23 protein-coding genes are annotated in these 22694 nt (G+C 63.5%); 8 read left to right on the top strand and 15 right to left on the bottom strand.

From position 1 onward, the window contains the following. Nucleotides 1-166: 166 nt before the first annotated feature. The 14 genes from ACLQ62_RS02995 to ACLQ62_RS02930 form a co-directional block, all read right to left on the bottom strand. On the bottom strand, nucleotides 167-1027 hold the full coding sequence (locus ACLQ62_RS02995) for a WD40/YVTN/BNR-like repeat-containing protein (protein ID WP_411720178.1): 861 nt from the start codon (nucleotides 1025-1027) through the stop codon (nucleotides 167-169). A 101-nt stretch (nucleotides 1028-1128) separates the two neighbouring features. Beyond that, nucleotides 1129-1890, bottom strand: a complete 762-nt coding sequence (locus tag ACLQ62_RS02990; RefSeq protein WP_411720177.1) for a cytochrome c biogenesis CcdA family protein — start codon at nucleotides 1888-1890, stop codon at nucleotides 1129-1131. Between the two features lie 130 nt (nucleotides 1891-2020). Further along, nucleotides 2021-2779 (bottom strand): M23 family metallopeptidase, encoded by a 759-nt coding sequence (locus ACLQ62_RS02985; RefSeq protein WP_411720176.1) that lies wholly within the window; start codon nucleotides 2777-2779, stop codon nucleotides 2021-2023. A 327-nt stretch (nucleotides 2780-3106) separates the two neighbouring features. Continuing rightward, nucleotides 3107-3688 (bottom strand): DUF305 domain-containing protein, encoded by a 582-nt coding sequence (locus ACLQ62_RS02980; RefSeq protein ID WP_411720175.1) that lies wholly within the window; start codon nucleotides 3686-3688, stop codon nucleotides 3107-3109. Nucleotides 3689-4357: 669 nt separating this feature from the next. Then, nucleotides 4358-6652, bottom strand: coding sequence for a heavy metal translocating P-type ATPase (locus tag ACLQ62_RS02975; RefSeq protein WP_411720174.1), 2295 nt, complete (start codon nucleotides 6650-6652; stop codon nucleotides 4358-4360). Further along, complete coding sequence (locus ACLQ62_RS02970; RefSeq protein ID WP_411720172.1) at nucleotides 6649-6987, bottom strand: heavy-metal-associated domain-containing protein; 339 nt, start codon at nucleotides 6985-6987, stop codon at nucleotides 6649-6651. Before ACLQ62_RS02970 ends, ACLQ62_RS02975 begins: the two co-directional genes overlap by 4 nt. Nucleotides 6988-7234: 247 nt before the next feature. Next, nucleotides 7235-7384 carry a multicopper oxidase domain-containing protein gene (locus ACLQ62_RS02965; protein WP_411720171.1) on the bottom strand — a complete coding sequence of 50 codons (150 nt, stop codon included), beginning with the start codon at nucleotides 7382-7384 and terminating at the stop codon, nucleotides 7235-7237. Then, nucleotides 7381-8676 carry an MFS transporter gene (locus ACLQ62_RS02960; RefSeq protein ID WP_411720170.1) on the bottom strand — a complete coding sequence of 432 codons (1296 nt, stop codon included), beginning with the start codon at nucleotides 8674-8676 and terminating at the stop codon, nucleotides 7381-7383. The genes ACLQ62_RS02965 and ACLQ62_RS02960 overlap by 4 nt, the downstream gene beginning before the upstream one ends. After that, on the bottom strand, nucleotides 8669-9709 hold the full coding sequence (locus tag ACLQ62_RS02955; RefSeq protein WP_411720169.1) for an LLM class flavin-dependent oxidoreductase: 1041 nt from the start codon (nucleotides 9707-9709) through the stop codon (nucleotides 8669-8671). The genes ACLQ62_RS02960 and ACLQ62_RS02955 overlap by 8 nt, the downstream gene beginning before the upstream one ends. Next, nucleotides 9706-10374 carry an alpha/beta hydrolase gene (locus ACLQ62_RS02950; protein ID WP_411720168.1) on the bottom strand — a complete coding sequence of 223 codons (669 nt, stop codon included), beginning with the start codon at nucleotides 10372-10374 and terminating at the stop codon, nucleotides 9706-9708. Before ACLQ62_RS02950 ends, ACLQ62_RS02955 begins: the two co-directional genes overlap by 4 nt. Continuing rightward, nucleotides 10371-11285: a VOC family protein gene (locus ACLQ62_RS02945; RefSeq protein WP_411720167.1), complete on the bottom strand. Its 915-nt coding sequence runs from the start codon at nucleotides 11283-11285 to the stop codon at nucleotides 10371-10373. Before ACLQ62_RS02945 ends, ACLQ62_RS02950 begins: the two co-directional genes overlap by 4 nt. Before the next feature lie 17 nt (nucleotides 11286-11302). Next, nucleotides 11303-11875, bottom strand: a complete 573-nt coding sequence (locus tag ACLQ62_RS02940; RefSeq protein ID WP_411720166.1) for an NADPH-dependent F420 reductase — start codon at nucleotides 11873-11875, stop codon at nucleotides 11303-11305. Nucleotides 11876-12124: 249 nt separating this feature from the next. Continuing rightward, nucleotides 12125-13594 carry a multicopper oxidase family protein gene (locus ACLQ62_RS02935; RefSeq protein ID WP_411720165.1) on the bottom strand — a complete coding sequence of 490 codons (1470 nt, stop codon included), beginning with the start codon at nucleotides 13592-13594 and terminating at the stop codon, nucleotides 12125-12127. Then, the gene (locus ACLQ62_RS02930; protein WP_411720164.1) at nucleotides 13594-13851 is read right to left on the bottom strand and encodes an SHOCT domain-containing protein; all 258 of its coding nucleotides are present in this window, start codon (nucleotides 13849-13851) and stop codon (nucleotides 13594-13596) included. The genes ACLQ62_RS02935 and ACLQ62_RS02930 overlap by 1 nt, the downstream gene beginning before the upstream one ends. Nucleotides 13852-14450: 599 nt before the next feature. On the opposite strand from ACLQ62_RS02930, the gene ACLQ62_RS02925 reads away from it, so the two are divergent. The 8 genes from ACLQ62_RS02925 to ACLQ62_RS02890 all read left to right on the top strand — a co-directional run bounded on the left by ACLQ62_RS02925 (nucleotide 14451) and on the right by ACLQ62_RS02890 (nucleotide 21503). Continuing rightward, nucleotides 14451-17150 (top strand): LuxR C-terminal-related transcriptional regulator, encoded by a 2700-nt coding sequence (locus ACLQ62_RS02925; RefSeq protein WP_411720163.1) that lies wholly within the window; start codon nucleotides 14451-14453, stop codon nucleotides 17148-17150. 123 nt (nucleotides 17151-17273) lie between these two features. Beyond that, on the top strand, nucleotides 17274-17966 hold the full coding sequence (locus ACLQ62_RS02920) for a hypothetical protein (protein ID WP_411720162.1): 693 nt from the start codon (nucleotides 17274-17276) through the stop codon (nucleotides 17964-17966). Nucleotides 17967-18002: 36 nt separating this feature from the next. Then, the gene (locus ACLQ62_RS02915; protein WP_411720161.1) at nucleotides 18003-18272 is read left to right on the top strand and encodes a hypothetical protein; all 270 of its coding nucleotides are present in this window, start codon (nucleotides 18003-18005) and stop codon (nucleotides 18270-18272) included. 225 nt (nucleotides 18273-18497) lie between these two features. Beyond that, the gene (locus ACLQ62_RS02910; RefSeq protein ID WP_411720179.1) at nucleotides 18498-19367 is read left to right on the top strand and encodes an SIS domain-containing protein; all 870 of its coding nucleotides are present in this window, start codon (nucleotides 18498-18500) and stop codon (nucleotides 19365-19367) included. Continuing rightward, nucleotides 19367-19672, top strand: coding sequence for a hypothetical protein (locus ACLQ62_RS02905; RefSeq protein WP_411720160.1), 306 nt, complete (start codon nucleotides 19367-19369; stop codon nucleotides 19670-19672). The genes ACLQ62_RS02910 and ACLQ62_RS02905 overlap by 1 nt, the downstream gene beginning before the upstream one ends. Then, nucleotides 19644-19835 (top strand): hypothetical protein, encoded by a 192-nt coding sequence (locus tag ACLQ62_RS02900; protein ID WP_411720159.1) that lies wholly within the window; start codon nucleotides 19644-19646, stop codon nucleotides 19833-19835. Before ACLQ62_RS02905 ends, ACLQ62_RS02900 begins: the two co-directional genes overlap by 29 nt. Then, nucleotides 19832-20722, top strand: a complete 891-nt coding sequence (locus ACLQ62_RS02895) for a class II fructose-bisphosphate aldolase (RefSeq protein ID WP_411720158.1) — start codon at nucleotides 19832-19834, stop codon at nucleotides 20720-20722. Before ACLQ62_RS02900 ends, ACLQ62_RS02895 begins: the two co-directional genes overlap by 4 nt. Further along, a complete protein-coding gene (locus ACLQ62_RS02890; RefSeq protein WP_411720157.1) occupies nucleotides 20715-21503 on the top strand; it encodes a DeoR/GlpR family DNA-binding transcription regulator in 789 nt (262 codons plus the stop codon). Before ACLQ62_RS02895 ends, ACLQ62_RS02890 begins: the two co-directional genes overlap by 8 nt. 94 nt (nucleotides 21504-21597) lie before the next feature. Here the strand turns inward: ACLQ62_RS02890 and ACLQ62_RS02885 are convergent, their stop codons facing one another. After that, nucleotides 21598-22350 carry a lysostaphin resistance A-like protein gene (locus ACLQ62_RS02885; protein WP_411720156.1) on the bottom strand — a complete coding sequence of 251 codons (753 nt, stop codon included), beginning with the start codon at nucleotides 22348-22350 and terminating at the stop codon, nucleotides 21598-21600. Between the last annotated feature and the right edge of the window lie 344 nt (nucleotides 22351-22694).

Raw genomic sequence — 22694 nt, 5'->3', positions numbered from 1 at the left:
GGCCCACACCTCGTTCTACGTCTGAAAGACCGAGTCTCCTCTCGCGAGGGAACTCTGGCGGAAATAAGAGGTGGTAGCAACACCGGCTTTGCGGGCTTACTGGTAGAAGATGTTGCTGAAACCTGCGACTCAACGCGATGGGACTGGACGACGCCCTGAGCCGTCATCAGCGCGCGACGACGTTGGTCCAGGTTTCCCCCCAGTCCTTGCTCACGCCGATCCCTGACTCATCGCTGATCAGCAGCCAGGTGTCGTCGCCGTTCTCGAAGGCACCGAACGCGTCGAACTGCCCGTTCACGGAGCCGCCTTTCGTCAGAGAATCTCCGACTTGGTGCCAGATCTTGCCGGCGGAATCTACGCCGACAAGCCCTGAGGCCAACGGTTCGATGAGGGCTAGCGTGGACTCTGGGTGGAACGGTGCGAAGGTCATTCCGGCGTCCACGCTTCGTTGAAGACCAGTCGGGGTTGTGGCGTACAGAACACCCGGTTCACCGACGGTGCTGGCGAGGTCGAACGCGTCCAGGTCGGCGCCCACCCGCCACGATTCACCCGTGTCGTCGCTGATTCGTAGCATGCCTGCCGTTGAGTCATAGCCGTAGATCCGGAATTTCGAATCGTCCAGCGCTACTGCTTCCAACGCGTGGAAGTCCGCTTCTTCTTGCAGGGAAATGTGGTCCCAGGTCTCTGCCCCATCGGTGCTTCGAATCAGACCGAGGTTCGGCGGGTTGAAATCAGGGTACTCGGCCGGGTCGGGATGGCCGGATGCGAACATGGCGCCGTCGGCCGTGATCGTGAAGCCCATCGTGTCCTGCGCGCGGTCCGCTACCTGGCGTGGCTCGACGGAGCCGTGCTGAGGGAATCCTCCGGCGGAGTCAGGAACAGCCACTTCCCAGACGCCGTGGTGCGATGCGACGTAAAGGACACCCGCTTGGACGTCCATTTCGATGGCATGGACATGCCCGAACGAGCCGAACGAGGCGGCCTGGCTCGTCCCGGCACACCCGGACAGCAGAGCGCTGGCAGCCATCGCTGTTGCGAGTGTTCCGTATACACGCGATCGCCTACGGGAATAGTGGTGAGGAGTCATGCTGATCCTTTGTGGTTCGAAGGGGGTCTTGCGGCATGGTGTTAGAGCGGGAGCAGGAACCCGTTGATAGTTGCTCCCAAGCGGGACATGATGATGCCCCATACGCCGCTGATCATGAGGATGCCGAGAAGAATGAGCATCACCCCTCCGGCAACGTTCACGCCGCGGATGTGACGTCGGAGAAGGGACACGGATCGCGTCGCCCAGCTGAATCCAAGAGCGAGGGCGAGAAATGGGATGCCCAAACCGAGGCAGTAAACAAGGCCGAGGAGCGCGCCGCGTCCTGAAGAGCCGGTTTGAAGGCTCAGAGCGCTGATTGCGATCAGGGTCGGGCCGAAGCATGGTGTCCAACCTATGGCGAAGATCATCCCCAGAATGGGCGCTCCGACGAGTCCGGTTCGAGGCTGAATCGGAATCTTCAACGTCCGCTGAAACCAGGAAACCTGTCCGACGAAGACCAATCCCATCACGAGGACGACGACCCCTGACAAACGTGTGAGCGGCTCCTGCCACTGAATGAGGGCCGCTCCGATCGTGCCCGCGAATGCAGAGATGAGGACGAAAACAACCGAGAACCCAAGGATGAAGAGCAGGGTGCCGACGACAGGCCGCAATCGGGTAAGCGAAACGGCGGAACCGCTAGTCCGCCCTCCAGATTCGCCCGATGTCCCGGTGACGTATCCCAGGTATCCGGGCACTAACGGGAGGATGCAGGGTGATGCGAACGATATGAGCCCGGCTAGGAGGGCGAGTGGGATAGCGAGAAGCAGTTGCCCGTCCATGATGATTGTTCCAGGATTCATATCAGTTCGTTTGCTCCTTGAGGGTTCGGCGGATAAGTGTTGAAAGACCGATTCGTCAGGAGGTCCTCGCAGTATCTCGCGCGGAGGACCTCAGCCATCGCCAAGGCACGATACGGCAGCGATGGAGCGGTCACATTGAAACGCCGCGGGCGCGGAGAAACGGTGTCGGGTTGGTGAACGACCCGTCGATGCGGATCTTCAAGTCCAAATGGCAGCCAGAGACAACTCCAGTGGCGCCGACTGCGGCCACCGTTGTCCCGCCGTCGACCAGGTCGCCCGCGGACACGCGGAAGGATCCGGATTGAAGGTGCCCGTAGATGGATTCAACCCCGCCGCCATGGTCTACGATCACTCGCTGCCCGTAGGCACCGGCGCTCCCGACGAACGTGACGCGTCCGGCTGAAACGGCGCGGACAGGAGTGCCGCACGGTTCGCTAAAGTCGACGCCGTCGTGGAACCCGTTGGAACACCCTCCTCCACTGCAGATGATTCGTCGCGGACCATACGGCGACGAGATCGGTCCGGAAACCGGTCGCTGCCACCCCCCTGGGGCCCCTGTGAAAACCTCGGACGAATCGTCGTCGCGAGAGCCGAGTCCAGACCCACTGGCTTTCGCTTGATCGGCGGCCTTTGCTGATGCCGCCTGAGCCGCCGCGGCAGCCTCGGCAGCTGCCGCTGCTGCTGCTGCGAGCTCCTCAGCGGTGGTGGCCGAGTACCCGTCCCGAATGACGTCGTTCTTGAGAACAGCGGAGCTAACGGTGAAGCTCTGGACATCTCCGCTAAGCATGGCGTTGACCCGGGTCGGCGCTTCCTCTCCGGGGACAGCAAATGCCGGAAGGGCTAACGTGCCAAAGATGCCGGGGACTATCAGACCCATCGTCAAGGCCACCCGAAGACCGCGGTATCGCTGAGCTCGTGTTGGCGGTCCGGCTGGGCGGAGTACTCGCTTGGGAGTCTGGCGCGGCACTGACCGTATCGTTTGAGAAGCGGGCGGTCGCCGTGCGGCCTCAACTCGCAGGCTACGTCGGGTGGGGAAACTGCGTGCTACTGGTTCGGGAGAGTGAATCTCGTTGTTCATTATGTCCCTAAGGATCATCGCCATTTGGCGGAAATAAGAGGGGTGGGGTCGCAGGGGCACACGACCCCACCCAGTGGGGAGCCACAGCCAAAGCCGGCTCCCGATTGGACGCGCGATCGCGCGCCCAAGCCACCCAGGTTAGAGGGAACCGAGGAGGTTGTGCATGACGTTGATCTCTTCCGACTGCGTCGAGACGATCGTCTCAGCCATCTCGATTGCGTCAGGGTTCACGCCGTCGTTGATTTCCGTCTCAGCCATTTCGACTGCGCCTTCGTGGTGCACAACCATCTGTTCGAGGAACAGTTTGCTGGCGTCGTCACCTGACGCGTCTTCGAGGGTCTTCATGTCATCCTCGGACATCATGCCGTCCATGCCATGATCCATGCCGCCCATGCTGTCGTCGGCGCCCCAGGCATCCAGCCACTCATTGAGCTGGTCGATCTCCGGCTGTTGAGCGTCCTTGATCTGGGTCGCCAGGCTGCGGACCTGCTCGGCGATACCGTCCTTGGCCAGGAGCATGTCACTCATCTCAACGGCCTGCTCGTGGTGAGGAATCATCATCTGGGCGAATATGACGTCGGCGTCGTTGAACGTCGCTTCAGCACTGGCGCTCGAGGCCGGGGCTGGTGTGTCGCTGCTTCCACCGGTGGAGCAAGCGCTGAGCGTGATCGCTGCGGCGAATGCGGCGGCGGCCATGACAAATTTGCGGGGGTTCATCATTGTTACATTCCATTCAAAGTCGAGAACACTGTGTGCCACGGCGCCGAAGAGCAGCAGTAGCAGGGAGAACAGGGTTCGGCTTAGGTGCGACTGATGGATAGAACGGTCAATGACGGAAGGTATGTGTGTTGCCTGGCGGCAGCGACGGCGCCGATGGGTCGCGTCGATGTTCCGATCAGACGGCGGCGAAGGTCGGGATGGTTGGCCAGGAGTTTGAGGGCAGTGAGGACGAGTAGTAGGACGCACATCATGGCCATCAAGGCGCAGTCAGAAGCGCACTCCTGGTCACCCGTTGGATCCTGCGTGATTGCACCGGATTGGAAGCTGGTCACTGCTCCTCCGGCTGTTGCCGCTGCCTGATGGGCGGTCTCATCGTCCGCGTGAGATTGAGTCGTCGACGATGAGAGAGCTTCGATCCCGTGTGCACCGCTGACGGAGTGCAGGGCAAGAAGCCCGATGAGCACTGCGCCAAGAAGGAGAGCGACTACTAAAATTCGGTTGAAAGGCGACAAACGGTCAAGCGGAAGAGGGCTCATCGCAGATTTCCGCACCTCGCTCTCGCTTCCTCGTGATTGTGGATCGGCCTATCGGTTACCCCGCTAGGGTACCCGGTTCGTGGCGATAGCGCCTGTAAGGTTCATGAGCTTGCATCCGTCCCGGGTCCATGGCTCAACGATGGTGGGCTAAATCACGTGCGCGCCCGTTCACCGAGTCTTCGCGGCGGGTGACGAGCCGGGACGCTTTGAACGATCGCAGCCGCAGACTATTCGAAACCACGAAGACGGATGACAACGCCATAGCCGCGCCCGCCAGGAGCGGATTCAGCAAGCCGAACATCGCAATCGGGATAGCGGCAACGTTGTAAGCGAAGGCCCAGAACAGGTTGCCTTTGATGATTCCGAGTGTTCGCCGGGAGAGGCGGATAGCGTCGCCCACAGCAGTAAGGTCCCCGCTCATGACGGTGATGTCCGCAGCGGCGATGGCTGCGTCGGTCCCGGCGCCCATGGCGATGCCCAGGTCTGCAGCGGCAAGCGCAGCGGCATCATTGACGCCGTCTCCGACCATCGCGACAACGTGTCCATCGGCTTGCAATTGGCGAATTACCGCCAGCTTGCCCTGCGGCGTGATGCCGGAACGCACGTCGGCCACGCCGACCTGCGCGGCGACCGCGCGCGCCGCTCCGTCGTTGTCGCCGGTGAGGAGCACGGGGGTCAGATTGAGCCGTCTGAGAAGTTCCACCGCTTCTCGGCTGGTGGGCTTCACCGTGTCGCCGACGGAGAGAACTCCTTGAGCCTCACCGTCCCAGGCCACAACGACCGCCGTCTTGCCGTGATTTTCGCTCTCTGTAATCGCTTCTGCGAGAGGGTGAGGGATCTTGATTCCCCACTCGGTCTGTAGCCAGGGGCCACGGCCGGCGAGAACGAGATGGTTGCCGACCATCGCTTGCACACCGTGTCCGGCGTAGGAGAGGAAGGACCCGGGTGCATCGACGTCGACCCCACGGGTGTGTGCGTCATCGATGATCGCGCGAGCGATGGGGTGCTCCGAGCCTGACTCCGCGGATGCGGCGAGGCGAAGTAGCTCGCTCTCTTCCTGACCGTCGGCCAACACCATTGACAGGAGCGCCATACGACCCGTTGTGACGGTTCCGGTCTTGTCCAGGACTACTGTGTCGATTCGGCGTGTCTGTTCGAGCACTTGCGGCCCGCGTATAAGGATTCCGAGCTGCGAGCCTCGACCTGTTCCGACGAGAAGGGCGGTCGGGGTCGCCAGCCCGAGGGCACATGGGCAGGCGATGATCAACGTGGCCACGGCGGCTGTGAACGCGAACTCCAGAGACCCGCCGACAACGAGCCAGGTGACGAAGGTCAGTATCGAGAGCCCGATGACGATGGGAACGAAGATGCCTGAGACCCGGTCAGCCAGCCGCTGAACCTCGGCTTTGCCGGTTTGTGCTTCTTCGACCAGGCGTCCCAGGCGCGCGAGTTCCGTGTCCGCGCCGACCTTCGTGACCTCGACCGTGAGGCGACCGCCGACGTTGACGGTCGCTCCAACGACCCGGTCGTCGATCCCTACTTCGACGGGCATGGATTCTCCCGTGAGCATGCTCATATCCACAGCGGATGAACCGTCGACAACGAGCCCGTCGGTTGCGATCTTCTCGCCGGGGCGAACGACGAACCGGTCGCCGACCGTGAGGGAGCTCACTGGAATGAGGGTTTCTTGCCCACCGCGGAGAAGTACTGCTTCCTTCGCGCCGAGTTCGAGGAGGGCACGAAGCGCTGCGCCGGATTCCCGTTTCGCGCGTGCTTCGAAGTAACGACCAGCGAGAATGAAGACGGTGAGGGCGGCGGCGACTTCGAGATAGATTTCGTGTTGACCCGTGCCGGGGGAAGCGAAGAGCGTGAAGCTCATCGTCATTCCCGGCATCCCAGCCATTCCGAAGAACAGGGCATACAGCGACCAGCCGTATGCGGCGATCACTCCGACGCTGATGAGTGTGTCCATCGTGGCTGCACTGTGTCGGGCGTTGATCCACGCGGCACGATGGAACGGCCATGCACCCCAGACCGCAACCGGTGAGGCGAGCGTCAGTGCCAGCCACTGCCAGTTCGTGAATTGCAACGCTGGAACCATCGAGAGGACGGCGACGGGTAATGCAAGGGCCCCGGAGATCAGCAGACGTCGGAAGAGGCTGGAGGCTTCCGTCGCAGCGGGTTCGACGTTCGCCGGGGTGCCCATTTGAGGAGGTGCGGGAACCGATGCCGTGTAACCGGTGGCTTCGACGACCGCAATCAGCCTCGCCGCGTCGATCTCCGCATTCACGCGGATGCGCGCTTTCTCTGTCGCATAGTTGACGGACGCCTCGACTCCGGGAACGCGGTTAAGCTTTCGTTCGATGCGGTTAGCACAAGATGCGCAAGTCATCCCACCGATGTCAAGTTCAACATCCGTCGTACTCACTTTGCTTCGCCAGCCAGTTCGTAGCCAGCCTCGTCCACTGCAGCGCGGACGACATCGACGTCGAGCGCAGTGCGACTTTCCACCATCACCTGAGAGGTGCCGCCTGCGTTAAGCCGTACCTTGACCGATTCGACCCCGGGCAGTGCGGAGAGTTCTTCGGTCACGCTGGTAACGCAGTGCGAGCACGTCATTCCGTTGACGAAGTAGTGCTCACGGTGGGCGGCCGTCGAGTGCGCTGCTGAGTGTTCGTGAGTGCTGTCACTGTGCGTTGCGCCCGTGCAACCGCTGTTCAGGTCCGTCAGGCCGAGGTCGTTCGTCGTGTTTGTTGTGCCCATGGTCAGTACTCCTCAGTGATGATGTCCTGGTTTTTCCCTGGAGAGGCGTTGCGCCGCCCTGATCGCTTGCCTGTGCAACGCAATGCGCAAGCTGGTCGTAAAGCGTCTCATTTCCTTCCGAACGCCGGTACCCCCACGGGGTATGACGATACCCTGTGGGGGTATACATGCACAACCCTCGTGCAGGACCAGGAGCAACCTTGGCGCGAGGCGGAGGACGCAGCCAGCGCGTGCGCCGGGGCTGGTATCACCGCGTGACTCTCGCCAACCGGGGAATATCGACTGGTGGCGTTCCAAGGGAAGCTGCTGGCTGACGCGCCTCGATGACGCCCATTATGCCGTTGTCTTCGTGGTTGAGAATGTGACAGTGGTAGAGGGTGCGTCCTCGGAACTTCAAGGCCGGGAGGGGTCAGGGGCCTGCTCACCTTGAGTCCGACGTTTCGCGAATACCGTACTGCCGATGGCGGCAGACGCGGCGGCCGCGATGCAGAGGAGCGCGCCGAGCACAAGGGTCGCGGCCCATCCGCCAGAGGCGTAGGCGATGCCACCGATCCACCCGAACAGACTCGTTCCTCCGAGCCAGGCAATTTGGTAGAGGGCGGTGCTCTGCGCCCGGCCGACGCGGGCCGACCGGCCGCTGAGTCCGCTGGCAAGGGGGTGAGCGGTGAAGCAGCCGACGGTGAACAGCACCAGTCCTGCCACCATGACCGGGATAAGGTTCGACGCCATGACCGGAAGTGACACGAGCATCGCGACGCTTCCTGCGACCAGCGCTCGCGTGGTGCCGATTCGAGCGGCGAGGGCACCGGAGCGTTGAGAGGCGAGGGTGCCGGCGAGGTAGACGATGAACAGCGCGCTGGTTGTCGAGGCGGGAAGGGCGAACGGTTCCGCTTGGAGGTAGTATCCGAAAAAATTGTAGATGACTCCGAATGCACCCATGAGCAGGAATCCCTGCAGGTAGACCGCCAGCATGTACGGGTCACGCAGGTTTGCTGCCATCCCCACCGCAGTCGGGGCCGAGCGAGCCGCCCGCTGATTCCGCAGCCGCCTGGAGACGATAAGGAAGGCGGCGATCACCAGGGCAGAAATGATGGTTGTCGTCGCGAACGCGAGACGCCAACCGCCCAGGTCTGCCGCGAACCCTGACACGAGTCGACCGACGATCCCGCCGATGGCGTTCCCGGCGACGAAAGTTCCCGCGACGTACGCGGCCGAGCGTGCGTGAACTCTTTCGGCGATGTAGGCCATGCCGACGGCGGGCGCGGCGCCCAGGACGAGACCTTCCGCGAACCGGACCGCGAGCACGGCTTCCAGGTTCGGCAGGAACGGGATGGGTATCGCGAACAGGAGGGCCAGGGCGAGGGACAGTTGCATGGCGCGCACTCGGCCGATGCGGTCCGAGATGCTCGCCCATCCCAGAACACCGGCGGCAACCCCGAGCGCGGTCGCTGACACCGTAGCCGCCGCGATATCCGCAGTCACGCGCAGGTCGGCGGACAGCACGGGAAGAAATGCCTGGGGCGCGAACACGAGATTGAATGTCGCGAACCCGGCCAGGAAGAGCGCCCATACGAAACGCCGCCATCCCGGCATCCCCGGCGCGAGCTTTTCCGCCTCGATGACCGTTTCGCGCTCCTGCTGCCCCGGGGAAAGGTCGGCCGGGGACGAGAGGCGTCCCAGATCAGACAAGGGCGTGGGTGGCGGCGCGCACAGCGGGGAGAATCTCCGTCGCGAGGAGTTCGATGGAGGCGAGCGTGTCTCGTTGCGAGAGGCCGCCTAGACCCACCTGCGCAAGGAACCTCGTGTGGCCAAGGATTTCGTGTTCCCACAGAATCTTATCGATGATCTCGGCCGGACTGCCAGCGAACAGGGCCCCGCGAGGGCCCGCCCAAGCCTCGAGGGCTTGGCGATCGAGGCGGCCCGGGCGGGGCATGTTCTGGCCGATGTACGAGGAATAGTGCGGGAAGAACGTGTTACGGGCACCCTGCGACGTCGGTTCGGTGTAAAAGTGCGAGGTCACCCCGATTCGCTGCGGTTCCCTCCCCATCTCCTCAGCCGTGTGTCGATAAAGATCTGCGAGGGGAGCGAACCGCTCCGGTTCGCCGAGGATCGCCAGATAGAGCGGAAGACCTTTGGTGGCGGCGCGGACGACCGAGCCGGGCGTCCCGCCGACGGCTATCCAGATTGGGAGATCGTCCTGGATCGGGCGCGGCCAGATCCCTGCTTCGTGCAACGGAGCCCTGGTCGTTCCGGCCCAGGTGACCGGGTTCTGCTCCCGGATCTGCAGGAGCAGGTTCAGGCGGTCGTCAAAGTATTCGTCGTACCGGTCAAGCGGCTGCCCGAACAGGGGAAACGATTCGACGTAAGCGCCACGACCGGCAGTTATTTCCGCGCGTCCCTGGCTCAGGAGGTCGAGAGTGGCGAAGTCCTCGAAGACCCGCACCGGGTCAGCGCTGGAGAGCACAGTGACGGTGCTCGTCAAGCGGATCCGGTTGGTCTGAGCGGCGACAGCCGACAGGACCATCTGAGGCGACGTGATGGCGAAGTCGTCCCGGTGGTGCTCACCGACGCCGAAAACGTCGAGGCCGGCCTGATCGGCCATGCGAGCCCACTCGAGTACATCGCTCAGGCGCTGGGCCGCGGAGATCGGTCTACCGTCGGCATCCTTGGTGAGTTCGCCGAAGGTGAAGATCCCGATCTCGAACGGGGTGGCCGTGCTCATCGACGGGCCACGGGTTCGTTCACCGCGTCGGAGCCGACGTGGATGACGAGGAAGTTGCGGACGTCATCGAGTTCGGCGGTGCTGATACCGTGAGCGAGGCCCGGGTAGACCCGCTCGAGGAGAGAGCTGTGCCCCAGCAGGAACTCGGCCGTACGGTCGATGGCGGGGACGGTGATTACGCGGTCTTCGGCACCGCGGCCCCAGAACACTGCGGGACGATTGCCGGTGAGCTGGTCATCCCCAGGCTGCGGAGCACCCAGGACGAACCCGCCGAGGATGACGGGCGCGACGACCCGCTCCGGGCGGGTGCGGAGCAGTTGGCTGGCCATGAGGCCGCCCTGGGAGAACCCGATCGGAACGACCTTCGTGTCCGGGTGGACGTGAGAGTCGATCCACGTCCAGATCGCGTCGGTGGCTTCGACGACCGGCTCGGCGTCGGGGTCGCCGGGAGTCGTGATGGTGAACCACGCCGCTCCCCCATGTCCGAGAGCGATTGGTGCCCGAAGCGACACCCACGGCAGCGCAAGTCGCAAGGCGGGGGCAAGGCCGGCGAGGTCGCGCTCATTGGAGCCGTAGCCGTGAAGCAGGACGGCGACCGCGGGACCGGAGGCGATGCCTGACGCCCAGTCGGGGCTGAACTCAGCGTGCAGAGAAGTCATAGTCATCGAGCCAGCAGCTCCTCGGTCGTGAGATCGGACAGGGCAACGGTGACCCGCGTGCCCCAAGGGTCAGTGACGGTGACGGATCGTCCGTCGGAACCGAATGGGATCGACCGATTCTTCAACCGGCCCTGCAACGCCTCCAGATCGTCGGCACTCGACGCAGTGATGGCGACGTCGCCGAGGCCGAGACTGGCTGCGCGAGGGCCGGCACCCTGGCTGTTCCAGATGTTCATGGCGATGTGGTGGTGGTAGCCGCCGGCCGATGCGAAAAGGGCTCCGGGGTATCCGGTCTGGGTCGTCTCGAAGCCGAGGGCGTCGACATAGAACGCTTTCGCCGTGTCCACGTCGCCGACCTGGAGGTGTATGTGTCCGACTTTTCCGGCAAGCGTCGGGCCGGCATCGAGGGCGCTCTGTGTGAGGTTCTTCTGCAGGTACGTGTTCGGGTCGAGGAAGCTGGTCGTCATCCGGATCTCTGAGCCGTCATGAATCCACAGCGACCGGTCGCGGTCCGTGTACAGTTCGACACCATTCCCTTCGGGGTCGGTGAAGTAGAACGCTTCACTGACGAGGTGATCGCTCGAACCGACGAAACTGCCGGATGGCTCCTGCGCGGACCGATAGACCGTCGCAGCGAGACTCTCCGGGCTCTCGAAGAGGAACGCCGTGTGGAACAGGCCAGCCTGGCGCCGATCCACGCCGGGTAGATTCGGAGTGTGAACCAGCTTCACCAGTGGCGTTTGTCCGCGACCGAGGACCCGGTGGACCTCTTTGCCGCGGCTGACCTCCTCGAGCGGTTCCATGGAGAAGGCACGTGAGTAGTAGGCGGCCATCTTCTCCAGGTCACCTACCCGGAGCGTTACGGCGCCCATCGAGGTGTCGGCGGCGAGAATTTGTTTGTCTGTCGACGTAGTCATGATGCTGCCCTTTCTGCTCAGTTGATGACGCCGAAGCCGCCGGTCCAGCGGATCTTCTCGCCGGCAGCGAGGGTGAGCTGAAGGAACCCAATCGCTTCCAGTTCGTGGGCACGCTGGAGCGATCCGGCGTCGATGGCGTTAACGCCGCCTGCAGAGACGAGGCCCGCGAGGGTGCTCTTGGCATCAGCGTCGTCCCCAGCGATCAGAACGGTCGTGTCGACCATGCCGAGCTTCTTCGAAGCCAGGGTCGCGGCGAGATTGGTGTTGAAGGCTTTGAGAACCTTCGAGGCCGGAAGCGCTTCGGCAAGTTCGGCGGCCGCGGAGCCTCCTGCCGGGACGACGAGTGAATCGAAGGTCTGGAAGTCAACGGGGTTGGTGATGTCGACGACGATCTTGCCGTCGAGTTGGCTGGCGTACTTCGCGGCGATCGGGACGAGTGCCGAGTAGGGCACGGCGAGAACGACGACGTCGCCCATGATGGTGGCATCGTCAGCGGATGCGATGTGCTGGACGGATGCGCCGCCGGCGGCAACGACGCCTGCGATAGCGGTTCCCATGTTGCCGGATCCGAATATGGTGACAGTTGTCAAGTGATCTCTCCTTCTCAATAGAACCGCAATCGATTGTCGCTACAACTAATATACCTCCTTTTGATTGCAGGTACAACCTTTTGCGACAAACCGGCTCAGCGAAGGTTTGCAGGGGCCATGGTGCGTACTACTGCATAGCCCATGGATCGATTCGTTCACCACTGGCACCCCATCGGATTGGGAGCACCCCGTCGCCCCCGCCAACGGGAGATATCGATCGGATCGGTGGTTTAGTGGGGGCGCAAGCAGCTAACGTGCCTCGATCACGCCCATCATGCCGTTGTCTTCGTGGTCGAGGATGTGGCAGTGGTAGACGGAGCGTCCCTTGAAGTCGTCGAAGGCAATCCGAACCCGGACCTGGTCGCGCGCGGGCACGTTCACGACGTCTCGCCAGATCGCTGGGTCCGACCCGCCAACATCAGCTCCCACGACCTGCATCGGCCATACATGCAGGTGCAGCGGGTGATCCATGGAACTCGTGTTCGTCAGGGTCCATTCCTCGACGCTGCCCGCTTCAACCATGATGTCGACTCGCTCTCCGTCGAATTCTTGGCCATTGATGGTGAAGCTCATCAAGCCGCCCGACCCCATTCCCCCCATGCCCATAGCCAAGGTGAGTTCTCGCCGGGCTGTGACGGCCGAGCCGCGAAGGTCTCGAGGCGTCGGCTGAACCGGGACCTCAGGTACTGCCGCCACCGACTCGCCCGTTACGGTCAAGGTCGCCAACCGGGCTCGGCCGGCGGCCGTGCCTGAACGTGGCTGTTCGTTTCCACCCATGATCGCCCCGGCACTGCCCCTGTTGTAGGGCTGCGTCTCGAGCACCGCCGTGCCGTCGACCATTGTGACCAAAAGGTCCGCCCGGTTACCGGGTGTGAGCACGATGTCCTCCACGGTTCTGGGAGTAGCGAACCGGCCCGAGTCGATACCAAGGAGCTGCATCCGCTGACCGTCGAGCTGAAGTCGCAGGTACCGGGAGACGCAAGCGTTGACAATTCGCCACCGTTCGCGCTCGCTGGGTCGAGCGCTCAGCCGGGGGTTCACTTGGCCGTTGACAAGTACGAGTTCACCCTCCCTGCCCATCATTTGCTCCATCGGAGAGACGGACGGGATGTGTCCCTGCCCGTCTACGGTGATGTCGGAGATTACGAGCACCCGTTCCCTCACTGCCTCGATGGTCTCGGGATCCTCGACGATAATCGCCCCATAGAGACCGCCGAAAATTTGATCGGCGGCAAAGCCATGGTGGTGTGGGTGATACCAGAACACCCCCGGCGGATGATCCGCAGGCAGTTGATACTCGTAGTCGAAGGTCTCACCCGGCTCCACCATCACGAAAGGATTGTCGCCGTTGCCCTCAGGCGACACATGCAGGCCGTGCACATGCAGGTTTGTTGGCTTGTCAAGACCGTTGTGCAGGGTCAGACCAAGCCAGTCCCCCGCCTTCAGCCGGAGGGTTGGTCCTGGTATACCCCTGTTAAAGCTCCAGGCGGTGGCGCTGCGCCCGCCGATCTCGACCGTGCCTTGGGCTGCGTCCAGGCGGAGCTGCAGCCGACCGTTCGCGCTGCGCAGTTCTGGCGGTTCTCGGAGTTTTTCTCCGGCGAGAGGCTGTGCGGTTCTTGCTGACGACGAACTCCACAGCAAGCCGACGCCACCAACCGCGATGCCGACCAGACCCAACCCGCCCAGCGTCAGCGCGCCGCGGCGACTGATCGGTTCCACTACGGGTTCTCGCTGAGTGCATGAATCTGTTCCCGATATTGCTCGGTCGTCATCTCGCCTCTGACGTATCGTTCGTCGAGGATCTGGCGAGCGCGACTTGGTTCGGATGCCGGCCCAGTTGCGCCAGGACCCCCACTACGACTGCTCTCTCCCCCGAACACGCGCACGGCAAGCACAACTAGCAGCACAATTCCGGCCAGCAGCAGCAGCCCGAACAGCCACGACCAGCCCATATCCCAACCCATTCCCCACATCATGGTGGGCTCCTCATTTCGCAGGCGCGCTGGCCTTTGATGCGAATGGTAACTCCTGGAAGTATCGACGTACAGGGATACGATGGCCCGGATCGGGCCTGACCGATTCGTTTGCGACAGGGATCCGCATGGATATTCGACTCTTGTCTCAGCTATTGTTTCTCCGCGAACGCTGGAAGGGCAGGGATCCGAGTTCCATCGACAGCACCACGCCGGGTTGTTCGACGCGCCCTGTCGTAACCTTCCAGCGACGAAGGCAGTCCTGATGAGGCACTTCGACCAGGCCGTGACCACACCTGGGCTGCGGTTAGCGGACGTGGAAGAGATAGTTGGGCCGCGGGCCGTCATCGCGTGTGGCCCTCCATTGCTCCATAAGTTCCCTGATGCCGACGATTTGCTCCGTCCTGAGCGCGGACTCCATCTTTGTTGAGGTCGGAAGGCGTCGCACGTCGCGCCCCGGGTTCCGGTCCAGCGCTCGTCCCGCACGGCATACCCGCAGACGAGACTCAACACGGCGCGTGCGCCCCGTGCCCTAGAGATCGTCAATCGAGCACGGCCTCGAATCGATGAACGAGTACACACGCCCGCCCTAGACTGAAGACATGGCGATGCCAGTCCTGGCTACGAAAGTCTTCGTACCTCCGCCGCGCCCCCAAGCTGTCCGCCGTCCCCGCCTCATCGATCAGCTGGACGAGGGAATTCGCGCGGGTCGGAAACTCACCCTCATCTCCGCTCCAGCCGGATTCGGCAAAACCACCCTCTTCAGCGAATGGGTCGCCCAGACGCGCCAACGGGATCCTCAGGTGAGAGTGGCCTGGTTGTCGCTCGATGAAAGCGACAACGACCCAGTCCGGTTCCTCACCTACCTCACCGCCTCCCTTCACCAGGCCGATCCGGATGTCGGTTCAGACGACAGCAACACCCAGCTGTCCGTCGAGGCGACCCTGACGGCGTTGATCAACGACATCATCCGCAGCTCGAACGACGTCATCCTGGTTCTGGACGATTTCCAGCTCATCGAAGAAGCGACGGTCCGCGACGCGGTCACCTTCCTGCTGGATCATCTGCCATCCACATTGCACGTCGCAATCTCGAGCCGCTCTGATCCGCTTCTTCCGGTGGCCCGACTGCGCGCCCGGGGCGAACTGACGGAGTTGCGAGCGGTCGACCTGCGTTTCACACCCGACGAGGCAGCAGCATTTCTCAACGAAGTGATGGGGTTGTCGCTTTCGCACGAGGACGTCGCTGCGCTGGAAACGCGCACGGAGGGCTGGGTCGCCGGTCTTCAGCTCGCCGCTCTGTCCATGCGAGAGCATTCCGACGTCGCCGGTTTCATCGCAGCCTTCACCGGCAGCAACCGCTTCATCATCGACTACCTCATCGAAGAGGTTCTGCAACGGGCGCCACAATCTGTCCGTGAGTTCCTCGGCCAGACCGCCGTTCTCGAGCGACTCAGCGGCCCATTGTGTGACGCGGTCACCGGGCATAGCGGAGGTAGCGAAATGCTCGAGTACCTCGAACGGGCCAACCTCTTCGTCGTTCCACTGGATGACCGACGTGAGTGGTATCGGTATCACCACCTCTTCGCCGATGTACTCCGTTCACGGCTACTCGCGCAGGGCCCGGAGCACGTTTCAGCTCTCCATAGCCGCGCCAGCGGGTGGTTCGAGATCAACCGGTTGCCCGAGGAAGCAGTACGCCATGCATTCGCTGCCTCGGACTTCCAGCGAGCAGCTCGGCTGATCGAGGCAACTATCCCGAGCATCCGAAAGAGCAGGCACGACGTTACGCTCCTCAGGTGGCTCACCATGTTGCCCAAGGACAGCATCGCGCGAAGGCCTGTGCTCGGTGTCTTCGCCGCGTGGTCTTCACTTGTTGCGGGCGATGTGGACGCCGTCGAACCTCAGCTGACGGACGCAGAACGGGTGCTGTCCGCCATCAGCGACGAGGGGAAGCCTGCGCATGATTCAGAGTCCAGCGAGGAACTGCATAACCTCCCCGTGACCATAGCCCTCTACCGCGCCGCCGTAGCTCTGGCCAAGGGAGATCTGAGTGGGACGAACGAACAGGCTCAGAAAGCAATGGATCTTTCGAGGCCCGACGATGACCTTGGGCACGGTGCCGCGGCCGGCCTGCTGGGAATTGCGTCCTGGGCACGTGGAGACCTCGAGGCCGGCCTGAGGGCATTCGAGGAAAGCAGCTCGAGCTTGCGCCGGGCTGGAAACCTGACGGACGCACTCAGCACGACGATGGTGATCGCGGATATGCTGGCGCCGCTGGGGCGCCTCCGGGAAACCCAACGAGCATATGAGGAAGCGCTGCGTGAGGCGATCGAGCTCGGTAATGGTGGGGAACCGACCGCGGACCTCAACGCTGGAATCAGTGATGTGTTCCGGGAGCGCGACCAACTCTCCGTTGCAAAAGAACACCTGGCCGCCAGCGAGGCGCTGGGGGAAGGCGCGTTCTCTCACGAGCACCGTTACCGATGGTTTATCGCGATGGCGAAAGTTCGGGTGGCGGAAGGCCAGTTCGACGCCGCCTTCGACCTGCTCACGGAGGCGGAGCACCACTACCGGCGTGGCTTCTTCCCGGAGGTGAGCCCCATCGGAGCCATGAAGGCGCGCGTGCGGATTGCACAAGGACGTTTGTCCGATGCACTGACCTGGGTGGAAGAACAAGGCCTATCCAGCACAGACGAGCTGAGCTACCTCAACGAATTCGGGCACATCACCCTGGCAAGAGTGCTGATCACGCAACACCGAGCCGACCATGCATCTGGCGCGATGCAGGAGGCGACCGCACTGCTGGGTCGACTCCTCGTCGCCGCGGAGACTGGTGGGCGAACCGGTGCCGTCAACGAGATCCTTGTCCTTCAATCGCTCGCACTGGAAGCGCAAGGCCAAACCGCGCTGGCGATCGGACCGCTGGAACGTGCTCTCGTTCAGGCAGAGCCCGAAGGCTATGTCCGGCTCTTCATCGACGAGGGCCCACCGATGCTGCGGCTGCTCCGTGCGGCCGCAGGAGGAAGCATCCGCCCTGACTACGTTCGCCGGCTCAGCCAGGCACTCCGTCAAACCGAAGGGACAGATCAGATAGAGCGACCCATAGCGGACGCCCTGAGCGAGCGCGAGCTCCACGTGCTGAGACTCCTCGCAACCGAGATGACGGGCCCGGAAATCGCCCGCGAACTCTACGTGTCTCTGAACACCATGCGCACCCACACGAAACACATTTTCTCCAAGCTCGATGTGACGAGCCGCCCCGGGGCCGTGCGGCGCGCTGAAATGCTGGGACTGATCTGAACAGGCTCCCACATAATCACCACACCATGACCCGGTGTGGTGATGCCGCGTCACCATGTGTCGTCGTAGATTCGGTTCGTCCTCAGGCGATCGCCCGGGGCAACTCAGAACATCGGAGCCATCATGAGCATCACCAGTTCCACCCTCACCCGAGCGGCCGCCGTTGCCGCCGCCCTCTCAGGACTGATCTACATCGTCATCCAATTCATCCACCCACCCGACGTGGTTGCGTCGCTGTCCACCCAAACCTGGGTGACCGTCCACATCCTCAGCTTCGGCATGGCCGTCCTCGGGATCATCGGCCTCTCCGGCATCTACCTTCGACAGGTTCGGCAGGTCGGAGTGCTCGGACTGATCGGCTCCCTGATGTTCGGGTTCTTCTTCATCCTGCAGGCGGCCTTCAACTTCGCCGAAGCTTTCATCGCACCTCTGCTCGTTGCCGACGCTCCACAGCTCGCCGTGGACTTCGTCGGTCTGTTCGGCCGATACCCGGCCGAGACGGACCTGGGCCTTCTCGCCGCACTCCCCCTTGTCGGGGCCGTGCTCTACGTCGGTGGCGCCCTGCTGCTCGGTATTGCCATCATCCGCGCGCGGGTACTCTCACGCGGAGGCGGCATCCTGCTGATCGCCGCCGCCGCCATCACTCCAGTGGCCGGCGCGCTGCTTCCCCACGCCCTCGAACGAATCGCCGCCATTCCCATGGGACTCGCTTTGATCTGGCTGGGCTACTCGCTCTGGACGAACCACAAGAAGACCGCCGCCGCGCCCATCCTCACCAAGAACCAATCCAACCTCGACCCAACTGCCGCCGTCTGAACCCTGGAGCGGATTCCAAGGACGGCGGACCAGCATATGAACGCACAACAAATGACCCGGGCCGCCGACCCTGGCCGATATGAGATTCGTCTCGTGGGGCAGCTTGACCAGAGATGGAGCGACTGGTTCGAAGGTTTTACCCTGACCAACGAAACCGATGGGACAACAACCCTCACCGGCCCGGTACTCGATCAAGCTGCCCTTCACGGGTTACTGAGGAGAGTATGCGATCTGGGTGTCACCTTGATCTCGGTCAACGTTCTCGACAGCAACCCTCCTCCCCAACGCCTCTTCCCGTCCGATTAGCGAGGAGCAACGGCTTCATACACGGCTCGATCGGCGACGTGGTGCGGCCGGCGGGCCTATCCATGATCACCAAACCAGAGCGCGTCGAAGTGATCGTTAGGTGGATCTACCGCTCATCTGCAATCATGTGTCCATCATCGGTTCGCGCCCCGAGCACGAACCTTCTGCATCGTCGTCTGGAGCCGCCACGTGATCAACCAGTCAGCCCCCGCCCCCGCTGCGCACATGGCGCAGGAGCTCGCCTCCCAGCCTGAAACCTGGGCACGAGCGGCCACGCTCACGAGTGAGCAGGCGCTGCTGCCGAGCCGTGGCGCCCGCATCGCTGTCGTCGGCTGTGGCACGTCCTGGTTCATGGCACAGTCCTATGCGTGGCTGCGCGAGACGGGCGGGCACGGTGAGACTGACGCGTTCACGGCATCCGAAGCATTCATCGATCGCGGATATGACGCCGTCGTTGCCCTGACTCGATCCGGCACAACAACCGAGGTCCTCGAGCTCGTCGAACGGCTTCGCGGACGGGTGCGCACGATCGGTGTCATCGGGGACGCGTCATCGCCGCTCGTTGATCTCGTCGATGAGGCGGTGACTCTCCCGTTCGCCGACGAGCAGTCGGTCGTGCAGACTCGATTCGCGACGACCGCCCTTGCACTGTTCCGTGCTTCACTGGGCGAAGAGCTCGACGGAGCGATCGCGGATGCCGAGCGGGCTCTCGCTGAAGAGCTCGACCCTGAAATCGTCGACGCCGAACAGTACACCTTCCTCGGCCGTGGTTGGTCGGTTGGCCTGGCCCACGAAGCCGCCCTGAAGATGCGCGAGGCTTCGCAATCGTGGACGGAGTCGTATCCGGCCATGGAGTACCGGCACGGACCGATCTCGATCGCCGCGCCCAATCGTGTGACCTGGCACTTCGGAGAGGCGCCGTCAGGGCTCGCCGAAGACATTGCCGTCACCGGTGCACGATTCGAAGCCGGCCGCCTCGACGCGATGGCCGAGCTCGTGCGGGCACAGCGAGTGGCACTCGCCCGGGCCGTGGCTAAGGGACTCAACCCCGACGCGCCGCGGAACCTCACCCGATCGGTTGTGCTCGACGCCTGATGGATGTCACGAATCTGGGGCCAGGCGAGGCGGTGCTCGCCTTCGACGTCGGCGGCACCGACACCAAGTCGGCACTCATCGACCGCCACGGCCGTGTGATCGGGCTCCGGCGCACCCCGACGCCGCACGGCGGATCGGATCCGGCAGGATCGATAGTGGCCTCGCTCGCCGCTCTCGGACGCGCGCACCTCGATGAGGTGCCGGACGTGCATCCCATCGCAGCGGGGGTCAGTGTTCCTGGGCTCGTCGAGCGATCGCCCGGCGGTACTCGGCGGCATGGGCATCATCGTTCCCGGCGCGCGTGAAGTGCTCGCGGCGGCGGAATCCGGCGACGCCCTCGCTCGCCAGGTCTGGGACGATGCCGTCCGCTCCCTCGCCGAGCAGCTCGCGCTCGCCGGCGACCTCTCCGACCAAACCGCCGCCCTGGCTGATGAGATGCTCGTCACCACAATGAAGGATCTGCCATGACACTCGTTTTTACCCGATCGATCCTCGACGCGGCGCGACGCGCAGGCCGCGGCGTTGGCGCGTTCAACGTGCTCCACCTCGAAACGGCGGAGGCGCTAGCCGCGGCGGCCGAGGAGGCCGGGCTGCCCGTGATCCTGCAACTGTCCGAGAACGCCATCCACTACCACGGCACTTTCGAGCCGATCGCCGCCGCAACCCTCGCTATCGCCGAGGCGTCGACCGCCGATATCGCGGTGCACCTTGACCACGCCGAAGACCCGGAGCTTGCCTTCCGGGCGATCGACAGGGGTTTCGGCTCCGTGATGTATGACGGGGCGAAGCTCGACTTCGCCGAGAACGTCGCGACCACGCGGCGGGTCGTCGCCTATGCCGAAACGGCGGGCGTGCTCGTGGAGGCGGAGCTCGGCGAGATCGGCGGCAAGGACGGCGCCCACGCGCCAGGCGTGCGCACGGATCCGGACGAGGCAGCCCGCTTCGTCGACGAAACCGGGGTGGGCGCTCTCGCCGTCGCGGTCGGATCCTCCCATGCCATGACCGAGCGCACCGCGTCAATCGATCTCGAACTCGTCTCCCGGCTTGCGGGTGTTGTGCCGGTGCCGCTCGTGTTGCATGGGTCGTCGGGCGTTTCCGACGAGACGATCGTGCGTGGCATCCGGGCGGGGCTGACAAAGGTCAATGTCTCGACCCACCTGAACGCGCAATTCACCCGTGCGATCCGCACCTACCTCACCGCCAACCCGGATGTCGTGGACTCCCGGAAATACATCGCCATCGGCCGCACCGCCGTGCGCGACGAGGCCGCACGCCTGCTCGTGCTCTTCGCCCAAACGGCCGACACCGACTCGACGAATCATCCGACCAGTCACATCGGGCAGGCGAATGAATAGGGAAGATCGCCTCAGTGTCGTCCTCGACCTGCTCGCGGAGAGCGGACAGATCGAGGTGGACACCATCGTCGACCGCCTCGGAATCTCACCCGCGACTGCGCGCCGCGATCTCGACGCGCTCGCGCATCAGCAGCTGCTCACCCGCACCCGCGGTGGTGCGTCCGCCCATTCGGTCGCCTACGACCTCCCGATCAGATACAAGAACCAGCAGAACGCGCTGGCCAAGACTGCAATCGCTCGAGCCGCAAGTGAGCTCGTCCCGCGCGGGGCCGTCATCGGTCTCTGCGGCGGCACGACGGCCACCGCTATTGCTGAGGCGCTCATGGCGCGGGCGGACATCATGGCACCCTCGCCCGATCCCGGCCTCACCGTGGTCACGAACGCCCTCAACATCGCCATGCAGCTCGCGATGCGGCCCCAGATCAAGACGGTGGTGACAGGCGGGGTCGTGCACGCGCGCTCCTTCGAGCTGGTGGGCGCCTACACCGACACGGTGCTGAGCAGCATCACCCTCGATCTCGCGTTTATCGGCGTGAACGGCGTCGACGCTTTGGTGGGCCCCACGTCGCACGACGAACGCGAGGCAGCGGTGAACGCGCTGATGGCATCCCGGGCGACACATCCGGTGATCGTTGCGGACGCATCGAAGATCGGCCAGCGAGCATTCGCGGCGATTGGCCAGCGTGGCGCTTTTTCAACCGTAATCACGGATTCCGCCGCCACCACAGAACAGCGCCGAAGCCTCACCGAAGCGGGATACGACGTCATCGTGGCGGAATAGGCCGAGTCCGCATCACAGAGACGGCCGCACGTCCGCGGGCGCAAGCCGAACAGGCCGACACAGACGTGTGCCGAGCAGGTCTGGGTTTCGGGTCTTACACCAGCACCAGGTAGAAGATCACCCAGTTCATCGCGAGGTTGAAACCCGCGTGGGCGACGATCGCACCCACCAACGAGCCGGTCAACTTACGGAAACCGTAAAACGTCAGGGACGCCAGGAACATTGCGGCGAACCAGAACACAGCGGGAAGCGGCAGGAACGCCCAGGCTCCAGCGACGAAGACGAGACCGAAATGCGCGAGGTGAGTGACCGCGAACGCGCCAGCGTCGATGAGCGCCGCTCCTCGGTTGCCCCAACGGTTGGCTAGCGCCTCGTGCGCGAGGCCGCGATACAGGATCTCTTCGCCGACCGGGCTGAACAGCATCCCAATGATGGCGAAGATGATGAAGAACACCAGTCGGTCGCCGTCCTCCAGCACCGCCGGGACATTCGCGTATGACAGGGAGATGTAGACGAAAGGACTTGAGATCGTTGAACCCCACAGCATCGCGGCGATGAGGTGGACCAAAACGGCCGAGGCGGCCCCCGCAGCAGCCGCCGGAATCACCCAGCGCCAGCGCGACGGACGCACCAACCCGATGTCCCGTCGCCCCTCGCGAGTCAGCAGCACCCACGGGAGGGCAATCATTGCCAGAAATACGATACTCACGGCCTGATAGCTTCCGGTCATGTTGGCCTGCAACACGAGGGCGATTCTCACGACACCGAAGACGAGCAATAGCAGGACACCTGTGCGCGCGTTCAGGGCAATGACGCGGCGCAAAGGCGGGCGGACTAGGGTGGGCACGCCCTGAGCCTAGGGGAGAATCGACCGCGGATGAGGCACGGGGCGTGCCGCGACGGGTCGGCGTCCGCGGCTGTTGGCAGGACAGCTCCGTGCATCCCATCTGTCGGGACCGTTCGGTGGCCGGCGCCGGTTTCGTCCTGTGTGTACCCGCAGGAGACTGGCGGTCCCGTAGCGGCATGGACACAAACGGCGGCCCGGCACCACGGCGTCACCCGAAGGTATCCAAGGTCGATGACATGACGCGGTCGGCCTGCGGACGTGACGATCGATTAATTGAACTGCTCTTAGAGAAACGTTCAGCGATCATCAGTCGTCTCGTTGTTCGCGATGGCCTCTACCCAATC

It is taken from the genome of Mycetocola sp. (assembly GCF_046716805.1).
Lineage (GTDB): Bacteria > Actinomycetota > Actinomycetes > Actinomycetales > Microbacteriaceae > Mycetocola_A.
This window is presented reverse-complemented; position numbering and strand designations above follow the sequence as displayed.